At 43.8% G+C, this 17,981-nt stretch carries 17 protein-coding genes and 1 tRNA gene; 8 read left to right on the forward strand and 10 right to left on the reverse strand.

Features of this window, described 5'->3' with window-relative positions; all coding sequences use genetic code 11:
• Positions 1 to 195: 195 nt before the first annotated feature.
• The 3 genes from trpA to ndhL all read right to left on the reverse strand — a co-directional run bounded on the left by trpA (position 196) and on the right by ndhL (position 1,820).
• The gene (trpA, locus tag QUB14_RS16090) at positions 196 to 993 is read right to left on the reverse strand and encodes a tryptophan synthase subunit alpha (RefSeq protein ID WP_333217911.1); all 798 of its coding nucleotides are present in this window, start codon (positions 991 to 993) and stop codon (positions 196 to 198) included.
• Between the two features lie 305 nt (positions 994 to 1,298).
• Positions 1,299 to 1,604, reverse strand: coding sequence for a DUF3007 family protein (locus tag QUB14_RS16095; RefSeq protein ID WP_006635827.1), 306 nt, complete (start codon positions 1,602 to 1,604; stop codon positions 1,299 to 1,301).
• Entirely contained in the window at positions 1,605 to 1,820 is a 216-nt protein-coding gene (ndhL, locus tag QUB14_RS16100) for an NAD(P)H-quinone oxidoreductase subunit L (protein ID WP_006635828.1), read from the reverse strand.
• A 198-nt stretch (positions 1,821 to 2,018) separates the two neighbouring features.
• On the opposite strand from ndhL, the gene QUB14_RS16105 reads away from it, so the two are divergent.
• Positions 2,019 to 2,103: transfer RNA gene (locus QUB14_RS16105), tRNA-Leu, on the forward strand.
• A 374-nt stretch (positions 2,104 to 2,477) separates the two neighbouring features.
• Here QUB14_RS16105 and QUB14_RS16110 read toward each other — a convergent pair.
• A complete protein-coding gene (locus QUB14_RS16110; RefSeq protein ID WP_333217909.1) occupies positions 2,478 to 4,253 on the reverse strand; it encodes an ATP-binding protein in 1,776 nt (591 codons plus the stop codon).
• 236 nt (positions 4,254 to 4,489) lie between these two features.
• Positions 4,490 to 7,204 carry a DNA methyltransferase gene (locus tag QUB14_RS16115; RefSeq protein WP_333217908.1) on the reverse strand — a complete coding sequence of 905 codons (2,715 nt, stop codon included), beginning with the start codon at positions 7,202 to 7,204 and terminating at the stop codon, positions 4,490 to 4,492.
• A 164-nt stretch (positions 7,205 to 7,368) separates the two neighbouring features.
• On the opposite strand from QUB14_RS16115, the gene QUB14_RS16120 reads away from it, so the two are divergent.
• The 5 genes from QUB14_RS16120 (at position 7,369) to ureC (ending at position 11,865) form a co-directional block, all read left to right on the forward strand.
• Positions 7,369 to 8,244, forward strand: a complete 876-nt coding sequence (locus QUB14_RS16120; protein WP_333217907.1) for an urease accessory protein UreD — start codon at positions 7,369 to 7,371, stop codon at positions 8,242 to 8,244.
• A 162-nt stretch (positions 8,245 to 8,406) separates the two neighbouring features.
• On the forward strand, positions 8,407 to 8,709 hold the full coding sequence (ureA, locus tag QUB14_RS16125; protein ID WP_006635319.1) for an urease subunit gamma: 303 nt from the start codon (positions 8,407 to 8,409) through the stop codon (positions 8,707 to 8,709).
• A 33-nt stretch (positions 8,710 to 8,742) separates the two neighbouring features.
• Entirely contained in the window at positions 8,743 to 9,054 is a 312-nt protein-coding gene (locus tag QUB14_RS16130) for an urease subunit beta (protein ID WP_333217906.1), read from the forward strand.
• 67 nt (positions 9,055 to 9,121) lie between these two features.
• Positions 9,122 to 10,123, forward strand: a complete 1,002-nt coding sequence (locus QUB14_RS16135; RefSeq protein WP_333217904.1) for a DUF91 domain-containing protein — start codon at positions 9,122 to 9,124, stop codon at positions 10,121 to 10,123.
• 5 nt (positions 10,124 to 10,128) lie between these two features.
• On the forward strand, positions 10,129 to 11,865 hold the full coding sequence (ureC, locus tag QUB14_RS16140) for an urease subunit alpha (protein WP_333217902.1): 1,737 nt from the start codon (positions 10,129 to 10,131) through the stop codon (positions 11,863 to 11,865).
• 233 nt (positions 11,866 to 12,098) lie between these two features.
• On the opposite strand, the gene QUB14_RS16145 is transcribed toward ureC, so the two are convergent.
• The 3 genes from QUB14_RS16145 to QUB14_RS28760 form a co-directional block, all read right to left on the reverse strand.
• Complete coding sequence (locus tag QUB14_RS16145) at positions 12,099 to 12,731, reverse strand: hypothetical protein (RefSeq protein ID WP_333217900.1); 633 nt, start codon at positions 12,729 to 12,731, stop codon at positions 12,099 to 12,101.
• 253 nt (positions 12,732 to 12,984) lie between these two features.
• The gene (locus tag QUB14_RS16150; RefSeq protein ID WP_333217899.1) at positions 12,985 to 13,284 is read right to left on the reverse strand and encodes a hypothetical protein; all 300 of its coding nucleotides are present in this window, start codon (positions 13,282 to 13,284) and stop codon (positions 12,985 to 12,987) included.
• On the reverse strand, positions 13,227 to 13,415 hold the full coding sequence (locus QUB14_RS28760; protein ID WP_445251879.1) for a hypothetical protein: 189 nt from the start codon (positions 13,413 to 13,415) through the stop codon (positions 13,227 to 13,229). The genes QUB14_RS16150 and QUB14_RS28760 overlap by 58 nt, the downstream gene beginning before the upstream one ends.
• Here QUB14_RS28760 and QUB14_RS16155 point away from each other — a divergent pair.
• Entirely contained in the window at positions 13,330 to 13,584 is a 255-nt protein-coding gene (locus QUB14_RS16155; RefSeq protein ID WP_333217897.1) for a hypothetical protein, read from the forward strand. The two genes, QUB14_RS28760 and QUB14_RS16155, sit on opposite strands and share 86 nt — an antisense overlap.
• A gap of 250 nt (positions 13,585 to 13,834) precedes the next feature.
• On the opposite strand, the gene QUB14_RS16160 is transcribed toward QUB14_RS16155, so the two are convergent.
• Positions 13,835 to 15,538, reverse strand: a complete 1,704-nt coding sequence (locus tag QUB14_RS16160; RefSeq protein WP_333217896.1) for a S8 family serine peptidase — start codon at positions 15,536 to 15,538, stop codon at positions 13,835 to 13,837.
• Between the two features lie 327 nt (positions 15,539 to 15,865).
• Positions 15,866 to 16,762, reverse strand: coding sequence for an aspartoacylase (locus QUB14_RS16165; protein ID WP_333217894.1), 897 nt, complete (start codon positions 16,760 to 16,762; stop codon positions 15,866 to 15,868).
• Between the two features lie 251 nt (positions 16,763 to 17,013).
• On the opposite strand from QUB14_RS16165, the gene QUB14_RS16170 reads away from it, so the two are divergent.
• Positions 17,014 to 17,919 carry a LysR substrate-binding domain-containing protein gene (locus QUB14_RS16170; protein WP_333217892.1) on the forward strand — a complete coding sequence of 302 codons (906 nt, stop codon included), beginning with the start codon at positions 17,014 to 17,016 and terminating at the stop codon, positions 17,917 to 17,919.
• Positions 17,920 to 17,981 lie beyond the last annotated feature (62 nt).

The raw sequence follows: 17,981 nt of genomic DNA on the forward strand, positions 1-17,981 counted from the left end.
AGGGCTGTTTGGTTCTCCGTGCCGGCAGTATATATTGAAATGTTTTGCATTTTCGGCTCAAAAAAAACCTTCTAGTCAGGAACTAGAAGGAAGGTGGTGTATGCTCTCAAGTACAACAAGGTCTTTAATCGCAATTGTGGCGACACATCGCGATCGCAGACATCTGTCTAATGGCTGAAAGTATGTGCACACTTACTAAGCATTTTGAATCGCTGTTTTTAAACTCTTGCAGAATTCGCCTATCGCCTCTAAACCCTGTTCTGGAGTGCCTTCAGCCAAGCGTTTCACAAAAGCACTGCCAACAATCGCAGCGTCTGCACCCCATTCTTTCACTTGGCGAGCGTGTTCGGGTTTCGATATACCAAACCCGACGCCGATGGGTTTGTCGGTGACGGTGCGGAGTTCTTGCAGCAACTCTTTTGCTCTCGTTTCTAAGCCTTCGCGCACTCCCGTAACCCCCGTCACACTGACTAAGTAAATAAATCCTTGAGACTGACGAGCGATCGCTTCTATACGACTTTTGGGACTTGTCGGAGCAACTAATAATGTTAGTTCAATCCCTAATTTGTTGGCAGGTTGGATGAGACTGTCGGCTTCTTCTAAGGGCAAGTCTGGTACAACCAATCCCTGAACTCCAGCACTTTTGATTTGCTGCAAGAAGGTTTCTATCCCTCGGTACAAAATCGGGTTGTAGTATGTGAAGAGAATGATGGGCGATCGCAAATTCGGACTAACTTTCGCTACCATTTCCAGCACCGAATCTAACCGCGTTCCCCGCTGTAGCGCCCTTGTAGCAGCGGCTTGAATCACCGGCCCGTCAGCTAGCGGGTCAGAATAGGGAACGCCAAGCTCGATCGCGTCTGCACCGTTATCATCCAAAATTTGCAGTGCTTTAGCCGTTGTCTCCAAGTCTGGGTCACCAGCAGTAATAAAAGGAATCAATGCACATTCGTGGTTCTTGCGTAACGTTTCAAAACAATTAGAAATAGTCATTAGTTATTAGTCATCAGTCATTGGTTATCAGTCATCATACATAGGATTTCCCCTCGATCCATCGCAATCAAATTTGTTTGTAGTGAGTAATTCCTTCCTCATAAAACTCCCTCGGACTGAAGTCCTCACTACAAACCTATTGCGCTTATTTTAGGGAACGTGATATCAGTCATCAGTCATTAGTTAGCCGTCAATCTTACTATTCATGAGTTGTTATTCCCCAGTCATTAGTTCAGAGTTTATTGCTAATAAATAATCACTAATAGCTCACTAATAACTAATAACTGAGAACTAACGACTATTGACTAATTATCTTTTTCCTGCTCAATTTCGGCTTGAAGTTTGGCTAATTCTTCAGGAGTGAGTTCATCGAGCTGCTTCTGCAAGACAGCTTCTTTGTAGTCTTGCAATTGCTGGCTGTAGGTCATATTTTGAGTCAGTGCTCGAAATAAATAAGTCACCAGCCAGCCAATCAAGCCGGCGACCAAAAATAACTGGCTCCAAATCCCTGCATTCATGCTGTCAAGTCCGGCGAATTGCAGTAGCAAGTAGACCAACCCACCTGCTACAAAAAAGCCGATACTGATTCCAATTACGTCAATACGTCGCATTTAGGCTTCTATCTGCCGCCGTTTGGGCCGAAAATTCAAAAATGGAGCTAGGAGAAACATACCTGGGAAGAAGAAGAACATCAAGAAGTACATGAAGCCGCGCTCAAAAGAGGTAGCGATGTACCAGCGGCTGTTCAGGTAAGCGTAGGTGGCTGCGGGTACTACCAGGAGGTAGGCTCCTGCCAAGACGGCGTAAAGCAGTAAGGTAATATACATAGATTTGCTTTAGGGGAATAATAACACGGGTAAGTCAGTTGACACGCTCCGTTAGCTGGTTAACTATTGTACCGCTTGGGGAGATCCAGCGCGACTTTTGGAAATTTTTTGATTAGGGGTTGCGTAAATTGGGGTTTTGGCTGTAGAATAAAAGGCTGTTGCTCTTAGTGGCTCAAAACCACAGCAGCTTGACCAAAGGGGGGCGTGGCGGAATGGTAGACGCTACGGACTTAAAATCCGTTGACCCGAAACGGTCGTGTGGGTTCAAGTCCCTCCGCCCCCATCCATTTCAATCATTTGTGATATCAATTCTGGTTGCACCGGAATGATTGTTGACTGTTGAGTGTTGATATCGTTTCCGGTTGCACGAGCGACATGATATAGAGGACAGGGCAGTGCCGTGTCCTCGGTATCATTCCGGTGCAACCGAAAACAATATGATTCAACGGTTTCAGATTTATTGTCACCAATCGTTGTGTTTTTCGCTCAATTTTCGCGCTAATGGTTTTCTAGTATTTCTCAAACCGCCTCTATATATGCCAAGTTCGCCCCGGACTTTTTACGTCGGGCCTTCAATTGGTTGAGCAAGTCGGCTGGTTTTGGAAATGGGGCCACGGTGGGAACCGATTTTTTATCTTCATCCCGCCCCGCGTGATATTACGCAGCAACTGGCAAAGTAATCACAAATTCCGTGCCCTGTCCTATTTGAGAATTTACCTCAATTTTGCCTTGATGTTTGGCAAGGATTTGATAGGAAATAGCCAATCCTAATCCAGTACCTTTGCCGATCGACTTTGTAGTAAAAAATGGGTCAAATATCTGTTGGGCACAGGCTGCTGCAATTCCGGGCCCGTTATCCCGAATCTTGACGGTGACAGTATTGTCGGCTGTAATTTCCGTGCTAACCCAAATCGTTGGCGAATAGCCTTTGTCTTCCTTTTTCACCTCCTCCAGCGCATCTATTGCATTACTAATAATATTCATAAATACTTGATTCAGTTGCGCGGGATAGCACTCAAGCGCAGGCAACTTACCGTATTGTTTAATAACTTGAATACCTTGTTTGAGTCGGTGATTGAGAATGACGAGCGTGCTATCTATTCCTTCGTGAATGTCGGCTGATTTCATTTTTCCGTCGTCCGATCGCGAAAAATTCCGCATGGATACGACAATTTCGCGAATGCGATCGGCTCCCATTTTCATTGAAGAGAGGGTTTTTGGCAAATCTTCTCTGAGAAATTCGAGTTCAATGTCTTCGATGCGCTCTAGAATGGCATCTGGTGGGTTGGGATAATATTCTTGATAGAGAGTTACCAAACCTGTTAAATCTTCGATGTATTGGTTGGCATAGTCAATGTTGCCGCCGATGAAGTTGACGGGATTGTTGATTTCGTGGGCTATCCCTGCAACCATTTGACCGAGAGATGACATTTTTTCGGTCTGAATTAATTGGGCTTGAGTTTGTTTGAGTTCTTTTGTATACTCGCTAACTCGTTGAATCAATTGATTGAAAGAGATCGCTAAAACTCCGATTTCGTCGTTTGTTGTGACTGGTACTTGCAGGTTAAAATTCGATTCGCGAGCGACTTGCTGAGCCACATTAGTAACGGTTTCGAGGGGTTGGGCGATCGCGCGGCTGGTTTTGTCCGCCAGCGCGACGGCGATGAGTGCTGAAATTAGCATACTCCCGAGAATAATTCGGTTTCGCAAATTTTCAGCTTGTTCTAATGCTTTGATTCCTTGCTGTTGGTGAGTTTCTACTGTAGAAATTAGCTCGGTTAAACTCTGAGCAAGGTTATCTAGTACGATCGCTTCTTGGCCGCTGCTAGTCCTCAACATTTGTAGCTGTGCGGACTCGATGCTGTTGGGAGGCAAATTCCAAACTTCCGCTTGTTTTAACTGCAATTTAATTAGCTGAGCGTAGTAATCAATGACAAGGGCAGATTTCTTCAAGAGAGCCTGCAATGCTGGCTGTTCTGTTGCTAGTGTATTGGGATTTTCTCGTGCGAAAGATTCAATTTCGGAAATCAAAATTTTCGCCTGATTGATTTGCCCGAAAAACCGCTCCTGTTCGTATTTCAGCCACACCGTGTTTCCCAAAACGACTGGCAATCTCGCCGCGTGCGATCGGGCTTCAAATACGGTATTTTGCAAATTTTGCAGCATTTGCTGCTGCTGTTGGGCAACATTCACCTCAACTAAAGCTTGCTTGCGAAAGTAGTCTCCCAATCTCATTCCCGCACCAGTTCCCAAAATCGCTATGCCGATAGCTAAAGCATAACCGTAGCTAATTTTTTGGCTGATTCGCAAATGGTTGCATCCTCCCTTTAGCCCTGTTAGATTAATACTTGAAGTAGGTAACAAAGGTTTTTGAGCATAGTGCTCTTGCTCTACTTTGCTATTTTTGGACTGAGTGTGGGTAAATAATAACATTGAAAGTTCCTCCCAAACAAATCAGGAGTAATTGAGCGAAGAAAAGCAGAATGCACTTATGCTGAAGGCGGAAAGCAGTTTTGAGTGTTTAATTTTGAATTGGGAAATCTTTAACTCAAAACTTAACTCTTCCCCTAGTATCTCTGTTTTTATACTACAGTGTTTGTGATCTCTATCAACAATTTATGTGATTATACCCAAATTTACAAAATTGATGGTAACAACGATTAGTATTTTTAGTCAGTGGGGACACAAGGCCCAACTATCGGTTCTCTCCGTTTGTCTTTTTCTGCCAGTTCTAGGTTGAATTCCAGCACTTTTGCTAAAATATCGTCGTTGTCAGTAAATCCGTAAGCTTGCATTACTTCGCGATCGAGCTTAGCATGAAGTTTATAAAGTTGACTTGTTGGCTCTTCAAAAAAATTATTGTAAAGTTGAGTAATTCCCCACTGCTTGGCGGACATTTGTTGAGTGCGGTATTGATGCAATTCGACCGCCGTTGCCCGGATTTGCTCTACTGATTGACAAGTCGGTGTCTTGGGGAATGGGAAAGTTTCAAAGCAGGTATTGTGGGTGTATGCGATATCTCCTTTGAGAGTTGATTTTTGAGCGTGCATCCAAATTCGGTGAATTTTAGATGAGAGAATGCCGAGAATATAAAAGTCTTCTGAGGCAACAACTATTGATTTGTCCCCTGGCAGCCAACTAACGGGGGCGGGAATGAAGACAGCCCACTTTGAAACTCTCGGTACAGTAAAGTAGTGAGATAAAGGGGCGATCGCCTTTCTCATTGCTGGTCGTTTTTCGCCATATTTCCACCAATTAACTTTAGTTACTTCTCTGCGGTTTTTATCACGTTCTAGCTTGACATGAGCTTTCACATACTCAAAAGGCAGCACATATTCACTCGCTTCTTCAATGTTCATATCATTGAAGTCAATAATCCAGCGTTCCGGCATACCGTTGGGATTCTTTGCTAGATTTGCACCCATTGAAAAAAGTTTAAGAACCTCTTGATTTTTAGTATCTGATTTAATCCAATCATTAACCTGTTGTTGAGTAACGATAAATCCCATCCCCACCGGGATTACACCTTGAAAGCATTTATTTAAATTCGCTGACAACCTAGCAGCTTGAGAAACATCAATCGTAGCTTGTAGCGAAGAGTTAATACTAGAAACCGCGAGGTTATCTAAATAGTAAACGTTCTGCTTTTCCTTGCTCCAGTTAATCAAACTAACATGAACCTTAGCTTCCCCGGACCAAGGCTGAGTAGAAACGGCGGCATAAATGTGACCGCCATTTTGCGCGACATAATCTAAAGCAGCAGCACGACTTTTACCTTGACTAATTGAATTAGTAGCAACTAAACCAGCCCTGCCATTTAGTTCTAAATTATTGTGAGCTATGCGAAACCAATAAGCACAAAAATCCACCGAATCTTTCACATCAGGAAAGCGTTTAAACACGCGGTCAATATATTCATCTCCCAGGGCAATCCTCATGTGCTTTCCGCCTAAAAAAGGAGGATTGCCGATAATCGCGTCAGCCTTCACCCAATCAGTAAATAAAGCATCAGCATAGACAATATTTTTATCCAAAGTATCTAAAGGCAGAGAAGGTTCTTTCAATCCTAAATTATCGATCGCCACCTTGCGGCCAATCATCAACGTCACCCGTGCCAACTCCACCGCAAACGAGTTAATATCCATGCCGTAAAATTGCTGCGGCGTGACTAAATTCATATAACCTCTTGTACCATCGAACTCGTTTAGCTTATCTAAAAGTAACTTTTCAACTTGCTTGAGTTCCTGATAAGCTACATAAAGAAAGTTACCAGAACCACAAGCCGGATCTAGAACGCGATAGCGACCTAATTCTTGGTGCAGATGTTGCAGTTTGGCTACGGTATTTGCAGCGTTAATTCGCTCTTCCCAGTAATAGCTAATTGTGGGCAGAACAATGCGGCGAATGTCTCCCTCAGTAGTAAAGTGAATCCCGTAAGCGCGGCGCTGTTTTTTATCTGTTTTCAAAGCGGATTCAAAGATATTGCCAAAAATAGAAGGGCGTACCTGACTCCAGTTTTGTTCGGCACAAACTTCTAATATTTTCAACTCTCCCTGTTGCAGTTCAATAGGGTGTATTTCCGAAAATAATCCGCCGTTGAAATACTCGACTCCTTCATAACGTCCTTCCGGCGTGACTCCCTGCTGATTCATTGCTTGAAATAAGCCGCCCAAGACATCGTAAGAACTTGCTCCTTCCAGACAATCTTTGACGCAGCGAGTAAAGAGTGCCGGCGGCAAAAGTCCCCTATCTTCGGCAAACATTGCTAAGACGCATTGTAACACAAATCGCTGTGCCTGAAACTGATTAAATTTAGCAAATTTGCGCTCTTTGCCGCGTTCGATTAGCATTTCCAGCAGCATCCCCATTCTGCTAGCAGCTTTTTCGGTAATCTCGACTTGGTTGTTTTTGAATATGGGGCGGCGGCTGGTAGATTCCATGAAGGCAAAAGCGGGCGATCGCGCGGGCAATTGCTTTAGGGATATAATGTCTACAGGCTGATCCGGCTGAAGGTCGAAATCGTAAATGTGAAACTCGTCAAAATTGCACATCATCACGTAGCGCGGGCGATCGTCTTTTTTGAGGCGAATATAATAGCGTTCTGTTTGGGTGCGGTGTTCTCTTTTAGTCAAATCTTCACCGCGCTTTTTCATTTCAATCAAAACGTGCTTTTTCCACACCAAATCAGCAAATCCCATTTGACCTTTTTTGCTGCTTTTTTCTATGCGTTCCTCATAGGTTGCGCCTGCTTCTAATGCCCCATCGTGGCCGAAAGCCCGAAAGAAGCGGTCTAAAAATACCTGTGCTTGTCCTTTTTCATCGCCTGTAATGTGTTGTTGGCAGTAGGTAACGAATTTTTGGAGGCTTTCAGGGGTTGCTGGCATGGGAGGATAATTTAAAACGCATATTAATTAGTATAATCTGCTATCTTGTATTATTGTTATCTTTTGTCATAGACCGCCAGAGAATTCATTCCCTGGCGGAATGTTGGGTAGCGGGTAGTAATACTATATTGTTAATAATCTTTATTATTAACTTCTAAAAAGCTGTGATTCAAAACTCGAATGATACACCTACAAATAACATTCAAAAAGGATGGCACGGCCACCTCAATTTAGTCTACGCTAACCGCAGCGGTGCAACTCAAATCATTCACAATCAAATGCAAGCGCCCCTTAAGGTGCAGCGTCCGTTTTATCCTGAAGGGAAAGAGATTTGTCACAGCGTCATCTTGCACACGGCTGGGGGAGTTGTCGGGGGCGATCGACTTTCCAGCCATTTTTACCTCCAACCCAACGCCAAAGCCTTGATTACCAGCGCCGCTGCTAGTAAAATCTATCGCAGCAGCGGACTAGAATCACAACAAAATATTGACATTCAGCTAGATCTAGGTGCTAATTTAGAATGGCTGCCACAGGAAACAATAGTTTTTGACGGCGCAATATATCGGCAAAATTTGCGGGTAGAATTAGCACCAACAGCGAGGATTTTACTGTGGGAAATTACCAGATTTGGACGCAGTGCTAGGGGCGAAAAGTTCTTGTCGGGAGAATGGATCTCGCACACCGAAGTCTGGCAACAAAACAGCCCTTTATGGATTGACAGACAATTGCTCAAAGGTGGAGAAAAAATGCTCGGAAGCCCTCACGGCCTCGGAGGAAAACCCGTAGTCGCCACCCTCGCTTGGGTAGGCGAACCCGTCACCACAGAGTTCGTGGAAAAAGTGCGAAATTTGCCATCTGAGGCAACAATTTATCCTGGTAATTCCACCGTCGGCGTGACTCGTATTCCTAACGGTTTGCTGTGCCGATATCGCGGTACATCTACAACCGCAGCTAGAGACTGGTTTGTCAACATTTGGCAGTTGCTGCGCTTGTCTTTTTCACAACGCCCTTGCTGTTTGCCCAGAGTTTGGATAAAATAGGATGATATTTGAGTTTCAATGTATAGTTGCCCTCCTAACTAGATTATTCATCTCTCTCTTCTCTTCCTCTGCGCTCTCTGCGCCCTTTGCGGTTTAATCATTCAGAAACAACCGTAAACGATATTATAATCACATAATGCGATCGCACTTACAAGAATAAAAATGCAACTCACCCCCCAAGAAAAAGACAAGCTGCTGATTTTCACCGCCGCCCTGGTAGCAGAGCGCCGGAAACAAAGAGGTTTAAAATTAAACTATCCAGAAGCACTAGCCTACATTTCTGCCGCCATTCTAGAAGGAGCCAGAGACGGTCTCACCGTCGCCGATTTAATGAGTTATGGAACCACTCTCCTGACGCGGGAAGATGTGATGGAAGGGATAGCAGAAATGGTGCATGAAGTCCAGGTTGAGGCGACTTTCCCCGACGGAACTAAGTTGGTGACAGTACACGATCCGATCCGTTAAAAAATCAACCACAGAGACTCATAGGAGGAAAAAATGATTCCAGGGGAAATGATTGTTTCAGCAGGCGAAATAGAATTAAATACCGATCGCCAAACCGTGCGGTTGCTGGTAGGAAATAAAGGCGATCGACCCATACAAGTTGGCTCCCACTATCACTTTTACGAAGCTAACGAAGCCTTAGAATTTAATCGAGAACAAGCCAAAGGAATGCGGTTGGATATCCCCGCAGGTACAGCAGTCAGGTTTGAACCGGGAGATGAAAGGGAAGTTCAATTAGTGCCGTTTGTTGGTAGTCGTCAAGTCTACGGCTTTAATGGAAAAGTTAACGGTATGTTAGATGAATGAGATTTTTAGAGGGACGAGACTTTTTGGCAGAACTTAAAAAGAATAATTAGTAGGAGTAGAATTCGATATGTCAGATCAAATTAGATTGTGGGAAATATCAAAGGATAAATTGAATGAAATTACCGAATCTAAGTTAGACTTAGAATTTCGTTTGGAAACCTGGCTAGATAATGATATTTCCATCCTAGCAGATGATATCTTAGTAATTGGTCGGCAAGTGATTACTGATTATGGTGGAAAACTTGACCTTTTATGTATAGATAGGAACGGAGATTTAGTCATTGTTGAGTTAAAGAAGGACAAAACATCAAGAGAAGTAACAGCACAAGCCTTGGATTACGCCTCATGGGTTAAGGATTTGTCAAAGGAGAGAGTTACAGAAATTGCCAATGCTTATTTACTGACTAAAAATGGCAGTAACTTAGAAGATGCTTTCTGTGATAAATTTAGCTCAGAATTCCCTGATATTTTGAATTATCAGCACAACATTATAATTGTAGCTGCACAGATAGATAGTATTTCTGAAAGGATTATTAAATACTTGTCAGAAACTTATGGTGTGAGAATCAATGTCGCAACATTCCAGTATTTCCGTGACTCAAGCGGTAGAGAGTTACTAGCAAGAAAAATGTTTATCGAGGCTGAAATAAAACCTGTAAATATATCAAAAAAAAATCCCAACTTGACCATAGAACAATTACTTGAAATAGCAGATAGCAATGAAGTTGGAAAAGTGTATAGACTACTTTATGACGAAGTTGTACCAGATATATTTTGGATAAATACAACAACAAAAGGTCTGGCATTGAGAGAAAGAAGTCAAAATGGCAAACTTATCTTAAATCTTTTGTTAACTGAAAGCACGCCTAGGAATGGTCTAAAAGTTAAGGTATACATAGATAGAATTTCAAACTATTTAAACATTGATGCAGAAGAGTTTGCTAATTTGTTACCTAACTATCAAGAAATAGAACAAAATGATTCCTTTGGTTTAATTGCTGAAGGATTCTTTAAAACAGAAGAACAGGTGAACCAGTTTGTGGCAAAATTAAATCAAGTAAGGAGCTAATTAATATGAGTTACAGAATGGATCGCCGCGCTTACGCGGAAACCTTCGGGCCGACTGTGGGTGATCGCGTCCGGTTAGCCGATACAGAATTATTCATAGAAGTTGAAAAAGACTTCACAACCTACGGCGATGAAGTTAAGTTTGGCGGCGGCAAAGTCATTCGCGATGGCATGGGACAGTCGCCTATTTCTAATGCCGACGGCGCTGTTGACACGGTAATTACTAATGCTTTAATATTAGACTGGTGGGGAATTGTTAAAGCAGATGTCGGTATTAAAGACGGCAAAATTTACAAAATTGGTAAAGCCGGAAATCCTTATGTTCAAGATAGGGTAGATATTATTATCGGGCCTGGTACTGAAGTAATTGCGGGTGAAGGAATGATTCTCACCGCCGGGGGAATTGACAGTCACATTCACTTTATTTGCCCGCAACAAATAGAAGTGGCGATCGCCTCTGGAATCACGACAATGATCGGTGGCGGCACAGGCCCTGCAACGGGTACAAACGCCACAACTTGCACTCCGGGGCCTTGGCATATGTACAGAATGCTGCAAGCTGCTGACGCTTTCCCCGTAAATCTAGGGTTTTTAGGTAAAGGAAATAGCAGTCAACCTCAAGGATTAATTGAACAAATTTTTGCTGGTGCAATGGGTTTGAAACTCCACGAAGATTGGGGAACTACACCAGCAACGATCGACACTTGCTTGAATGTAGCTGACGAGTACGACGTGCAAGTTGCCATTCACACCGATACTCTCAACGAAGCGGGATTTGTGGAAACTACAATTGCCGCTTTCAAAAATCGCGCTATTCACACCTACCACACCGAAGGTGCTGGTGGCGGACACGCACCGGATATTATTAAAGTCTGCGGACAAGCTAATGTTTTGCCCTCGTCAACTAACCCGACTCGCCCTTACACTGTCAATACTTTAGAAGAACATTTAGATATGTTGATGGTTTGCCATCATTTGGATCGAGGCATTCCTGAAGATGTGGCTTTTGCTGAATCGAGAATTAGAAGGGAAACTATTGCTGCTGAGGATATTTTGCACGATTTAGGTGCGTTTAGTATGATTTCTTCTGATTCTCAGGCGATGGGAAGAGTTGGAGAGGTGATTATTCGGACTTGGCAAACTGCTCATAAAATGAAGGTTCAAAGAGGGATTTTACCCCCCCTAACCCCCCCTTACCAAGGGGGGGAACCAGGGGGAGAAAATGACAATTTTCGCGTGAAGCGGTACATTGCGAAATATACAATTAATCCGGCGATTACTCACGGAATTAGTCAGTATGTCGGTTCGGTGGAAGAGGGGAAATTGGCGGATTTGTGTTTGTGGCGGCCGGCTTTTTTTGGGGTGAAACCGGAACTGGTAATTAAAGGAGGGGCGATCGCCTACGGGCAGATGGGAGATGCTAACGCCAGCATTCCGACGCCGCAACCGGTGCATATGCGGCCGATGTTTGGCAGTTTTGGCGGGGCGATTGGGGCGACTTGTCTGACGTTTGTTTCCCAAGCTGCGCGCGATCGAGATATTGCCGCACAGCTCGGTTTGCAAAAGCCAACTGTAGCAGTTTCCGGGACGCGACAAATTAGCAAAAGAGACATGAAACTCAACGATTATTTGCCACAAATGGAAGTCGATCCAGAAACTTATGAAGTCAGGGCGGATGGGGAATTGCTAACTTGCGAACCGGCAACAGTTTTGCCAATGGCGCAGCGATACTTTTTGTTTTAACTGATATCTTGCACCATTGTCAGCAACAGGCAAGATGCCTGTTCCACAAAATATAAATTTTCTTGTGGAACAGGCCGGACAGCCTGTTCATAAAAGGCTAATTGAAAATGGTGCAATATCTCACTTTTAACCGATTATACAATCATGTAGTGGCGGGTTTTACCAACAATATTGGCCAAAAACCGACAATCTCAAAAACCCGCCCCCACCCAACGGCAAATCTTCATCTTACTTCATTCGGGATGTGATGTCTTGTTAGAAAAATTGAGCGATCGCACTATCAAACCCTGACACAAAAACCCAAAATAAAATGCAATATTAATTCCGCTCAACAGCTTCGGTATTCCCTCCAGCAAGCTCGAAACAATCTCGTTTTTTAACGGCAGCGCTTCTGCAAAAAAGGCAACAAATAACAAACCAACGCCACTCAGCAGTAAAGCATAGGGAGTCGAGCGAATTTGTCTCCGAAAAGCTAATCCGTATGCAATTGCCAGCACGGCGTAAAATATGACAATTGTCACTTTCGGAAAACCCGCACGTCCCAGATGAACATGGGTGCGAAAAACTTCATTGAACAGAAAGCAACCTGCAAACAGTGCCGAATATAAAATAAATCGATTTGCTGGGCGCTCTGGTTGAATAATTCTCAGCAATCCAAAGGTAAAAGCGCACACCATTACCGAGCAATAAAATAACATTTGAAACGCCAAAAAAAAGAAACCTGCACCCGGATACGTGGCAGAACAAGGCGGCAAAAACAACCCTTTTACCGAAGAAGAACCGAATAAACTCAGACACCCCGTCACTAACCCAACTAGCACTAAAGTTAGACTATTGAACAACAATACAGTTCTGTAATTTGCCATAATTAATAACTAAAAGCTAACAACAGTATATTGCGCGTCAAACCATTTGTTGCTAGGGCTTGTGCACGGGGGTTCAGAAACCGGGTTTTTTACGAAAATACTGGGTTGTGACCCGCAGATTCGGTAAAAAACCCGGTTTCTCTGTCGGAGTGCGTAAGTCCGGATCGTGTTCTTTGAGTAAATGTGAGATATTCGGTGAAAGGACAAAGCATTGCTGTGTTTCTACAGCAGGCAATTGAGAATCGACAGATATTTAAACAGAGACGAAATCTTCAGGGCCGATGAGGTTTGGAGTAACGGCTGTCACAGAAGCTAAAACTTCACCGCTGCTGGCTACTCTAATTAATGTGCCGTTAGTTCCACGGGAAATTGATAGTTGTCCGAAGGTCAAGCCGTTGATTAATTGCACGGTATCTTGAGAGTTGGCGAAATCAGAGATTGTATCAACTCCCAATCCCGCACCTAAAACAAATACATCGTTGCCCGCGCCGCCGACTAGAATATCGTTTCCCAAACCGCCGTTGAGGGTGTCAAAACCTTTGCTGCCAGACAAGTTGTCGCTGCCGTCGCCCCAAGAATATCGTTGCCTTGTCTGCAGGTGAGAGCGTCATCGCCGTCAAAACCGTCGATCGTATCGCTGCCGTTCGTGCCAGTCAGGTTGTCGTTGCCGGGAGTGCCGTTGATGTTGTTGCTAGGAGTATTAATGACGCCTGGAGTGTTGGTTAAGTCAGCAACGAAGATGTCAGTGCTATTGTTCGTGTCTCCCGGGACGAGACTGGAGGCATCAGATGAAAATGCTACAAACCGTCCGTCGGCGGAGATGGAGGGAATAAAGGAGCGACCGATCGCCTAATTGCCTGCTGAGTCAACTGAGACGCGATTAATAGCCATAAGTCCTCACACTAAAATTGGAAATTTGGTAATTTGACGAGTGTTCGTTCGATCGCCCGAAGCTTCTGACAAAACAGATTCGCGCGCTTGTAGGGCGATCGACTAATGTTTCTGAATAGACTTCTCCAAAAAATATATTATTGTGGAACAGGCATCCTGCCTGTTCAAGACTTGCATTTCTGGAGATGTCTAATAGTTGCTGCCTGTTCTTTCTAGGCTATTATCCCATTTGAATTGGCTGTTGTCGTCAAGATGTACTCAACTTGAGCCGGAGTTAAAGTCGGATTGGCATTCAAAACTAAAGCCGCTACACCCGCTACGTGAGGGGTTGCCATCGATGTACCATCCTCGGCTTTGTAGGTGTTATCAGGAGTTGTAGAATAGATGCCTACTCCCGGTGCAATTACATAATCCAAAGGTCGGAAACCCGCACGGTTAGAGAAGCTAGGCATTACACTATTTCTAGCTAGTGCTCCCACAGCAATTCCCCCGCGATCGGCATCTCTAGCTGGATATCTTGGTTGAGAAGAACCATTGTTTCCGGCTGCCATAACGACAACAGCTCCTTTATTTGTTGCGTACTGAATCGCATTATCAATTTCCATGTGATATGAGCTGTAACCCAGACTAATGTTAATTACATTAGCTCCATTATCAGCAGCATAACGAATTGCCGCAGTAATATTATTCCCAAAGCTCTCGCCCTGTGCCGGCAAAACTCTCAAGGGCATAATCTTTGCATTGTAGGCAACTCCAGTTATGCCAAAATCATTTCGTTCGGCCGCGATCGCACCTGCTATGTGAGTCCCGTGACCGTAGCTGGAGTCGGCATAGTAGCCGCGGGTCATCTCATCCATGGGGGTGTTATCATTAGACACAAAATCCCAACCGATGACATCATCAATAAATCCGTTGCGATCGTCGTCAATTCTGTTGTTGGGAATTTCATCAATGTTCTGCCAAATATTGGCATCTAAATCGGAATGGGTGTAATCCACACCGCGATCTATCACAGCAACTACGATGCCATTTCCCGTAATTCCTTGGTTCCAAACTTCCGGCGCATTTATCATGTTTCGCCCCCAATCAACCTCACCCAAATTAGGAACTTCCGGGAAGAGAGTCGGACGGTTCTGCGCGCGGGAAACTGCTGCATTTGCATTTACTAAACCGTAGCCGTAATTGCGATTAAAACTTGTACTGGGGGTTGCTGAAAGAGTCAGGCTGTAATTTGTAGATGCACCCAGGAAGCTAGAAACTCGGACATAGTAAGTTCCGGGACTCACACCTAATAAATTAATATTATCTGGCGTGCTACCGAAGTTAATAGATTGGTCAACAATTTCACCAACATCAACTAAACGGTTGCTGTTATTATCTTTAATTAACTCCAAGTCAGCATCCACAGTCAAACCGTCGAGACGCAAGTTTAAATCGCTAGTGCTGTTAATAGTAAAGCGGTAAGAATCCTCGATATCGTTAGCTCCGACGAAATCATTTAAGGTGACGCGACCGTTCTCAACGCCAACAACATCTAGAGCGCTTGCCAAGGAGTTGTTTGGGAGTGTTAAATACACCTGAGACGCTGTTCTGATTCCTGTTAGCGGATCTGTGTCAGGACTGGCACCTAAATTCGATGTTTGTGGAGCAGAAGATGTAGTATTAGCGGCTCGATCGCTGCCTGAGTAACTGAGGATATCGCTGCTTTGGGCTACTACAAAATCTGCTATTTGTCCTTGTTCGCCGATCGCGCTCGCTTTCAAGTTAGCCGTGTTAAAGCCGTGGGTTGGGATGCTACCATTAAATTGATTCGATGCAGTGAAAAAATTAAGCTGACCGCTGTTACCAAAGGTTGTTAATGCTGCTGTGAGCTGCTGTTCGCGATCGCTTGCAAGTATACCCAGCGTACTTTCCATAAATTTGCTCCTGATAATTTGAGATTCACTTGGGTTTTGGGGAAAAAATATTTGATTTAAATGTATTACTTAACATCATACCAGAGCCGAAATTCCAAGTCAAGTCATAAATTCATTGTTTGAGTTCATAAAAGTCATAACCCTAAGTTCATAAAAGTCATAACCCTAAGTTCATAAAAGTCATCATGAGTAAGTTAAGTAGGTGATCGCAAAAAAAATAATTTGTGGGAATTGTAGGGCGGGATTAGTTGAGGAGCTATACTATGAAATACTTTACTGTTGCACTCACGCGCCCTCCCCACTTTATGTTTATTTGTACCCACTTACTTATGCCGTTTCAAGCTGAAGCTGTTGTTTTTGCGTCAAAACCATCGCTATGTGTTTTTCGTAATAGGCAGCTTCGTTAATGAATACAGGGAAAACAGTAGATTCTCCTTGATAGAGGAGTGATTCTCCCGTAAATGTGAGAAACATCGGTTCACCAGGATGTAAGGGTTCATAGTCTTTGAACTGAAGTTGGGGGTGGATCGCAGCTTGCAGTTCACCTACTGAGTTTCTGGGATAGTCTACTGAGCCGATCGCCTGATATACAGTTAAATGTGATGGTGTAGGAAGCGGCTTTCCCCGATTTTGTGCGTCGAGATAATCCAGAATGGCGTGAACCAGCATTTCGGTTTGCTGAAGCTGACGGGCGTTAATGACTCCCTGGGCGATGGGCCCAACTTCTATGGTGCAACCGAAAGCAGAGAGCGATCGAAGCATTGGGGCATCCTGGCCAGAATGCTCTCCCAAACAAACTCGCAGTGAGGGCTCGATCTCACTCAAATAAGCTAATAATTGCAAATTGAATGGATGTTTGCTAGATGGTAAAATTGTCAGCCCCATGTTGGCCGTTGTGCTGTGAAGGTCAACGATCGCATCAGCCCCATGTTCGTCTTTCGGACATAGTTGGGCGGAGATTTCCTTAGCACGTCTGTTCTCGTAACCCATCAAATCTGGGTTAGACAAATCTTCCTCGGCAAAGCAACGGTTCAAATCGCGATCGACATAACGCCGATTGGACTTTACCGCTTGAGGATTAGCTAATAGAGTAACCACCTCAAAGCTCGATCGTTTCAGTAAGTCTGGGAATTGTTGAAACTTCTTAATCAGATAAACCCCAGTCAACTCGTTTCCGTGGGTTCCTCCCACAACTGCAACTCGTCGAATTACTTGCGAAATCATGAATAATCCTCATTAAGCAATACTTAAATGGGTATTGCGTGCCGAAATTTATAACTATTACTTTCAAGATAAAGAAGTTAGTGCTGTATGTCAAATACTATTTTTTATATAACAATATACTTAAAAAATATACTATTTAATCCCCGTTACAAAAGAGAATGTAACTGTAGGCCAGTGCTCCAAACCAGGATAGTAATCATTCATTCCCAATCGTTCTATTCTCAAATCTAAAATCTAAAATCGTATAACCTATGGAACTTCGCCATCTTCGTTACTTCATTGCAGTGGCAGACGAACTGAGCTTTAGTCGCGCCGCAAAGCGATTGCACATTGCCCAACCCCCCCTAAGTCAACAAATTAAAGATTTAGAGGCTGAACTGGGTGTGAAGCTATTCGATCGCAAAAGTCACCCGATTCAGCTAACCCCAGCAGGACAGGCGTTTTTAGAAGAAGCTCGCGCAACTTTGGTACAGTTAGAACAAGCGGTACATAAAACCCAGCGCATCGATCAGGGTGAATTGGGTTATTTGACGGTGGGTTTTCCCAGTTCGATCGCCAATGGTGTCTTTCCCGAGATTCTGCGAACTTTTCGACAGCAATATCCAGAGGTACAACTGATTTTGCAGGAAGAACACAGTGCTTTCTTAATTCAGAGGTTGCGCGATCGCCAGACTGATATCATTTTTCTCTATCTCTACCACGATATTTCTGAAGCCAATGATTTAGAAACGATGTCTCTCACGCAAGAACCACTTGTCGTCGTTTTACCCAAAAACCATCCGCTTACAGCCCAATCCAAAATTTCGCTTTCCGACCTAAAGGATCAAGAATTTGTAATGCCCCTTCATCAGATTGTGGCTGGCTTATCTGAGGAAATTTACTATGTATGTTCGCAAGCAGGGTTTGTTCCTAAAGTTGCTCAAACAGCCGTCTTTATGGTCACAATTTTGGGATTAGTCGCAGGCGAAACAGGTATCAGCATTCTGCCATCTCACGTACAGAATATTCAACGCGAAGGAGTGGTCTATCGTCAGATTCAGGAACAAACGACAACCACTCAATTAACTGCTGTTTGGCGGCCTAATCATTCGTCCACCATTTTGCAGCAATTCCTCAATATTATTAAACCCCTCTCAATTTATAGCAATCCTAAATGATTTGTGAGAAACAGGCATAGGTAAAAAGCTTTGAAAAGTCCAGCAAGTAAGGTGCGTTGCCA

Origin of the sequence: Microcoleus sp. B3-D2 (assembly GCF_036705345.1) — a bacterium.
GTDB lineage: Bacteria > Cyanobacteriota > Cyanobacteriia > Cyanobacteriales > Microcoleaceae > Microcoleus.

Bases quoted from the DNA above. Each gene is read 5' to 3' on its own strand.
- QUB14_RS16110 (WP_333217909.1), bottom strand. From the start codon at position 4,253: ATGTTATTATTTACCCACACTCAGTCCAAAAATAGCAAAGTAGAGCAA.
- QUB14_RS16160 (WP_333217896.1), bottom strand. From the start codon at position 15,538: ATGGAAAGTACGCTGGGTATACTTGCAAGCGATCGCGAACAGCAGCTC.
- QUB14_RS16145 (WP_333217900.1), bottom strand. From the start codon at position 12,731: ATGGCAAATTACAGAACTGTATTGTTGTTCAATAGTCTAACTTTAGTG.
- trpA (WP_333217911.1), bottom strand. From the start codon at position 993: ATGACTATTTCTAATTGTTTTGAAACGTTACGCAAGAACCACGAATGT.
- QUB14_RS16130 (WP_333217906.1), top strand. From the start codon at position 8,743: ATGATTCCAGGGGAAATGATTGTTTCAGCAGGCGAAATAGAATTAAAT.
- QUB14_RS16170 (WP_333217892.1), top strand. From the start codon at position 17,014: ATGGAACTTCGCCATCTTCGTTACTTCATTGCAGTGGCAGACGAACTG.
- QUB14_RS16095 (WP_006635827.1), bottom strand. From the start codon at position 1,604: ATGCGACGTATTGACGTAATTGGAATCAGTATCGGCTTTTTTGTAGCA.
- QUB14_RS16165 (WP_333217894.1), bottom strand. From the start codon at position 16,762: ATGATTTCGCAAGTAATTCGACGAGTTGCAGTTGTGGGAGGAACCCAC.
- QUB14_RS16115 (WP_333217908.1), bottom strand. From the start codon at position 7,204: ATGCCAGCAACCCCTGAAAGCCTCCAAAAATTCGTTACCTACTGCCAA.
- ureA (WP_006635319.1), top strand. From the start codon at position 8,407: ATGCAACTCACCCCCCAAGAAAAAGACAAGCTGCTGATTTTCACCGCC.
- ureC (WP_333217902.1), top strand. From the start codon at position 10,129: ATGAGTTACAGAATGGATCGCCGCGCTTACGCGGAAACCTTCGGGCCG.
- QUB14_RS16135 (WP_333217904.1), top strand. From the start codon at position 9,122: ATGTCAGATCAAATTAGATTGTGGGAAATATCAAAGGATAAATTGAAT.
- ndhL (WP_006635828.1), bottom strand. From the start codon at position 1,820: ATGTATATTACCTTACTGCTTTACGCCGTCTTGGCAGGAGCCTACCTC.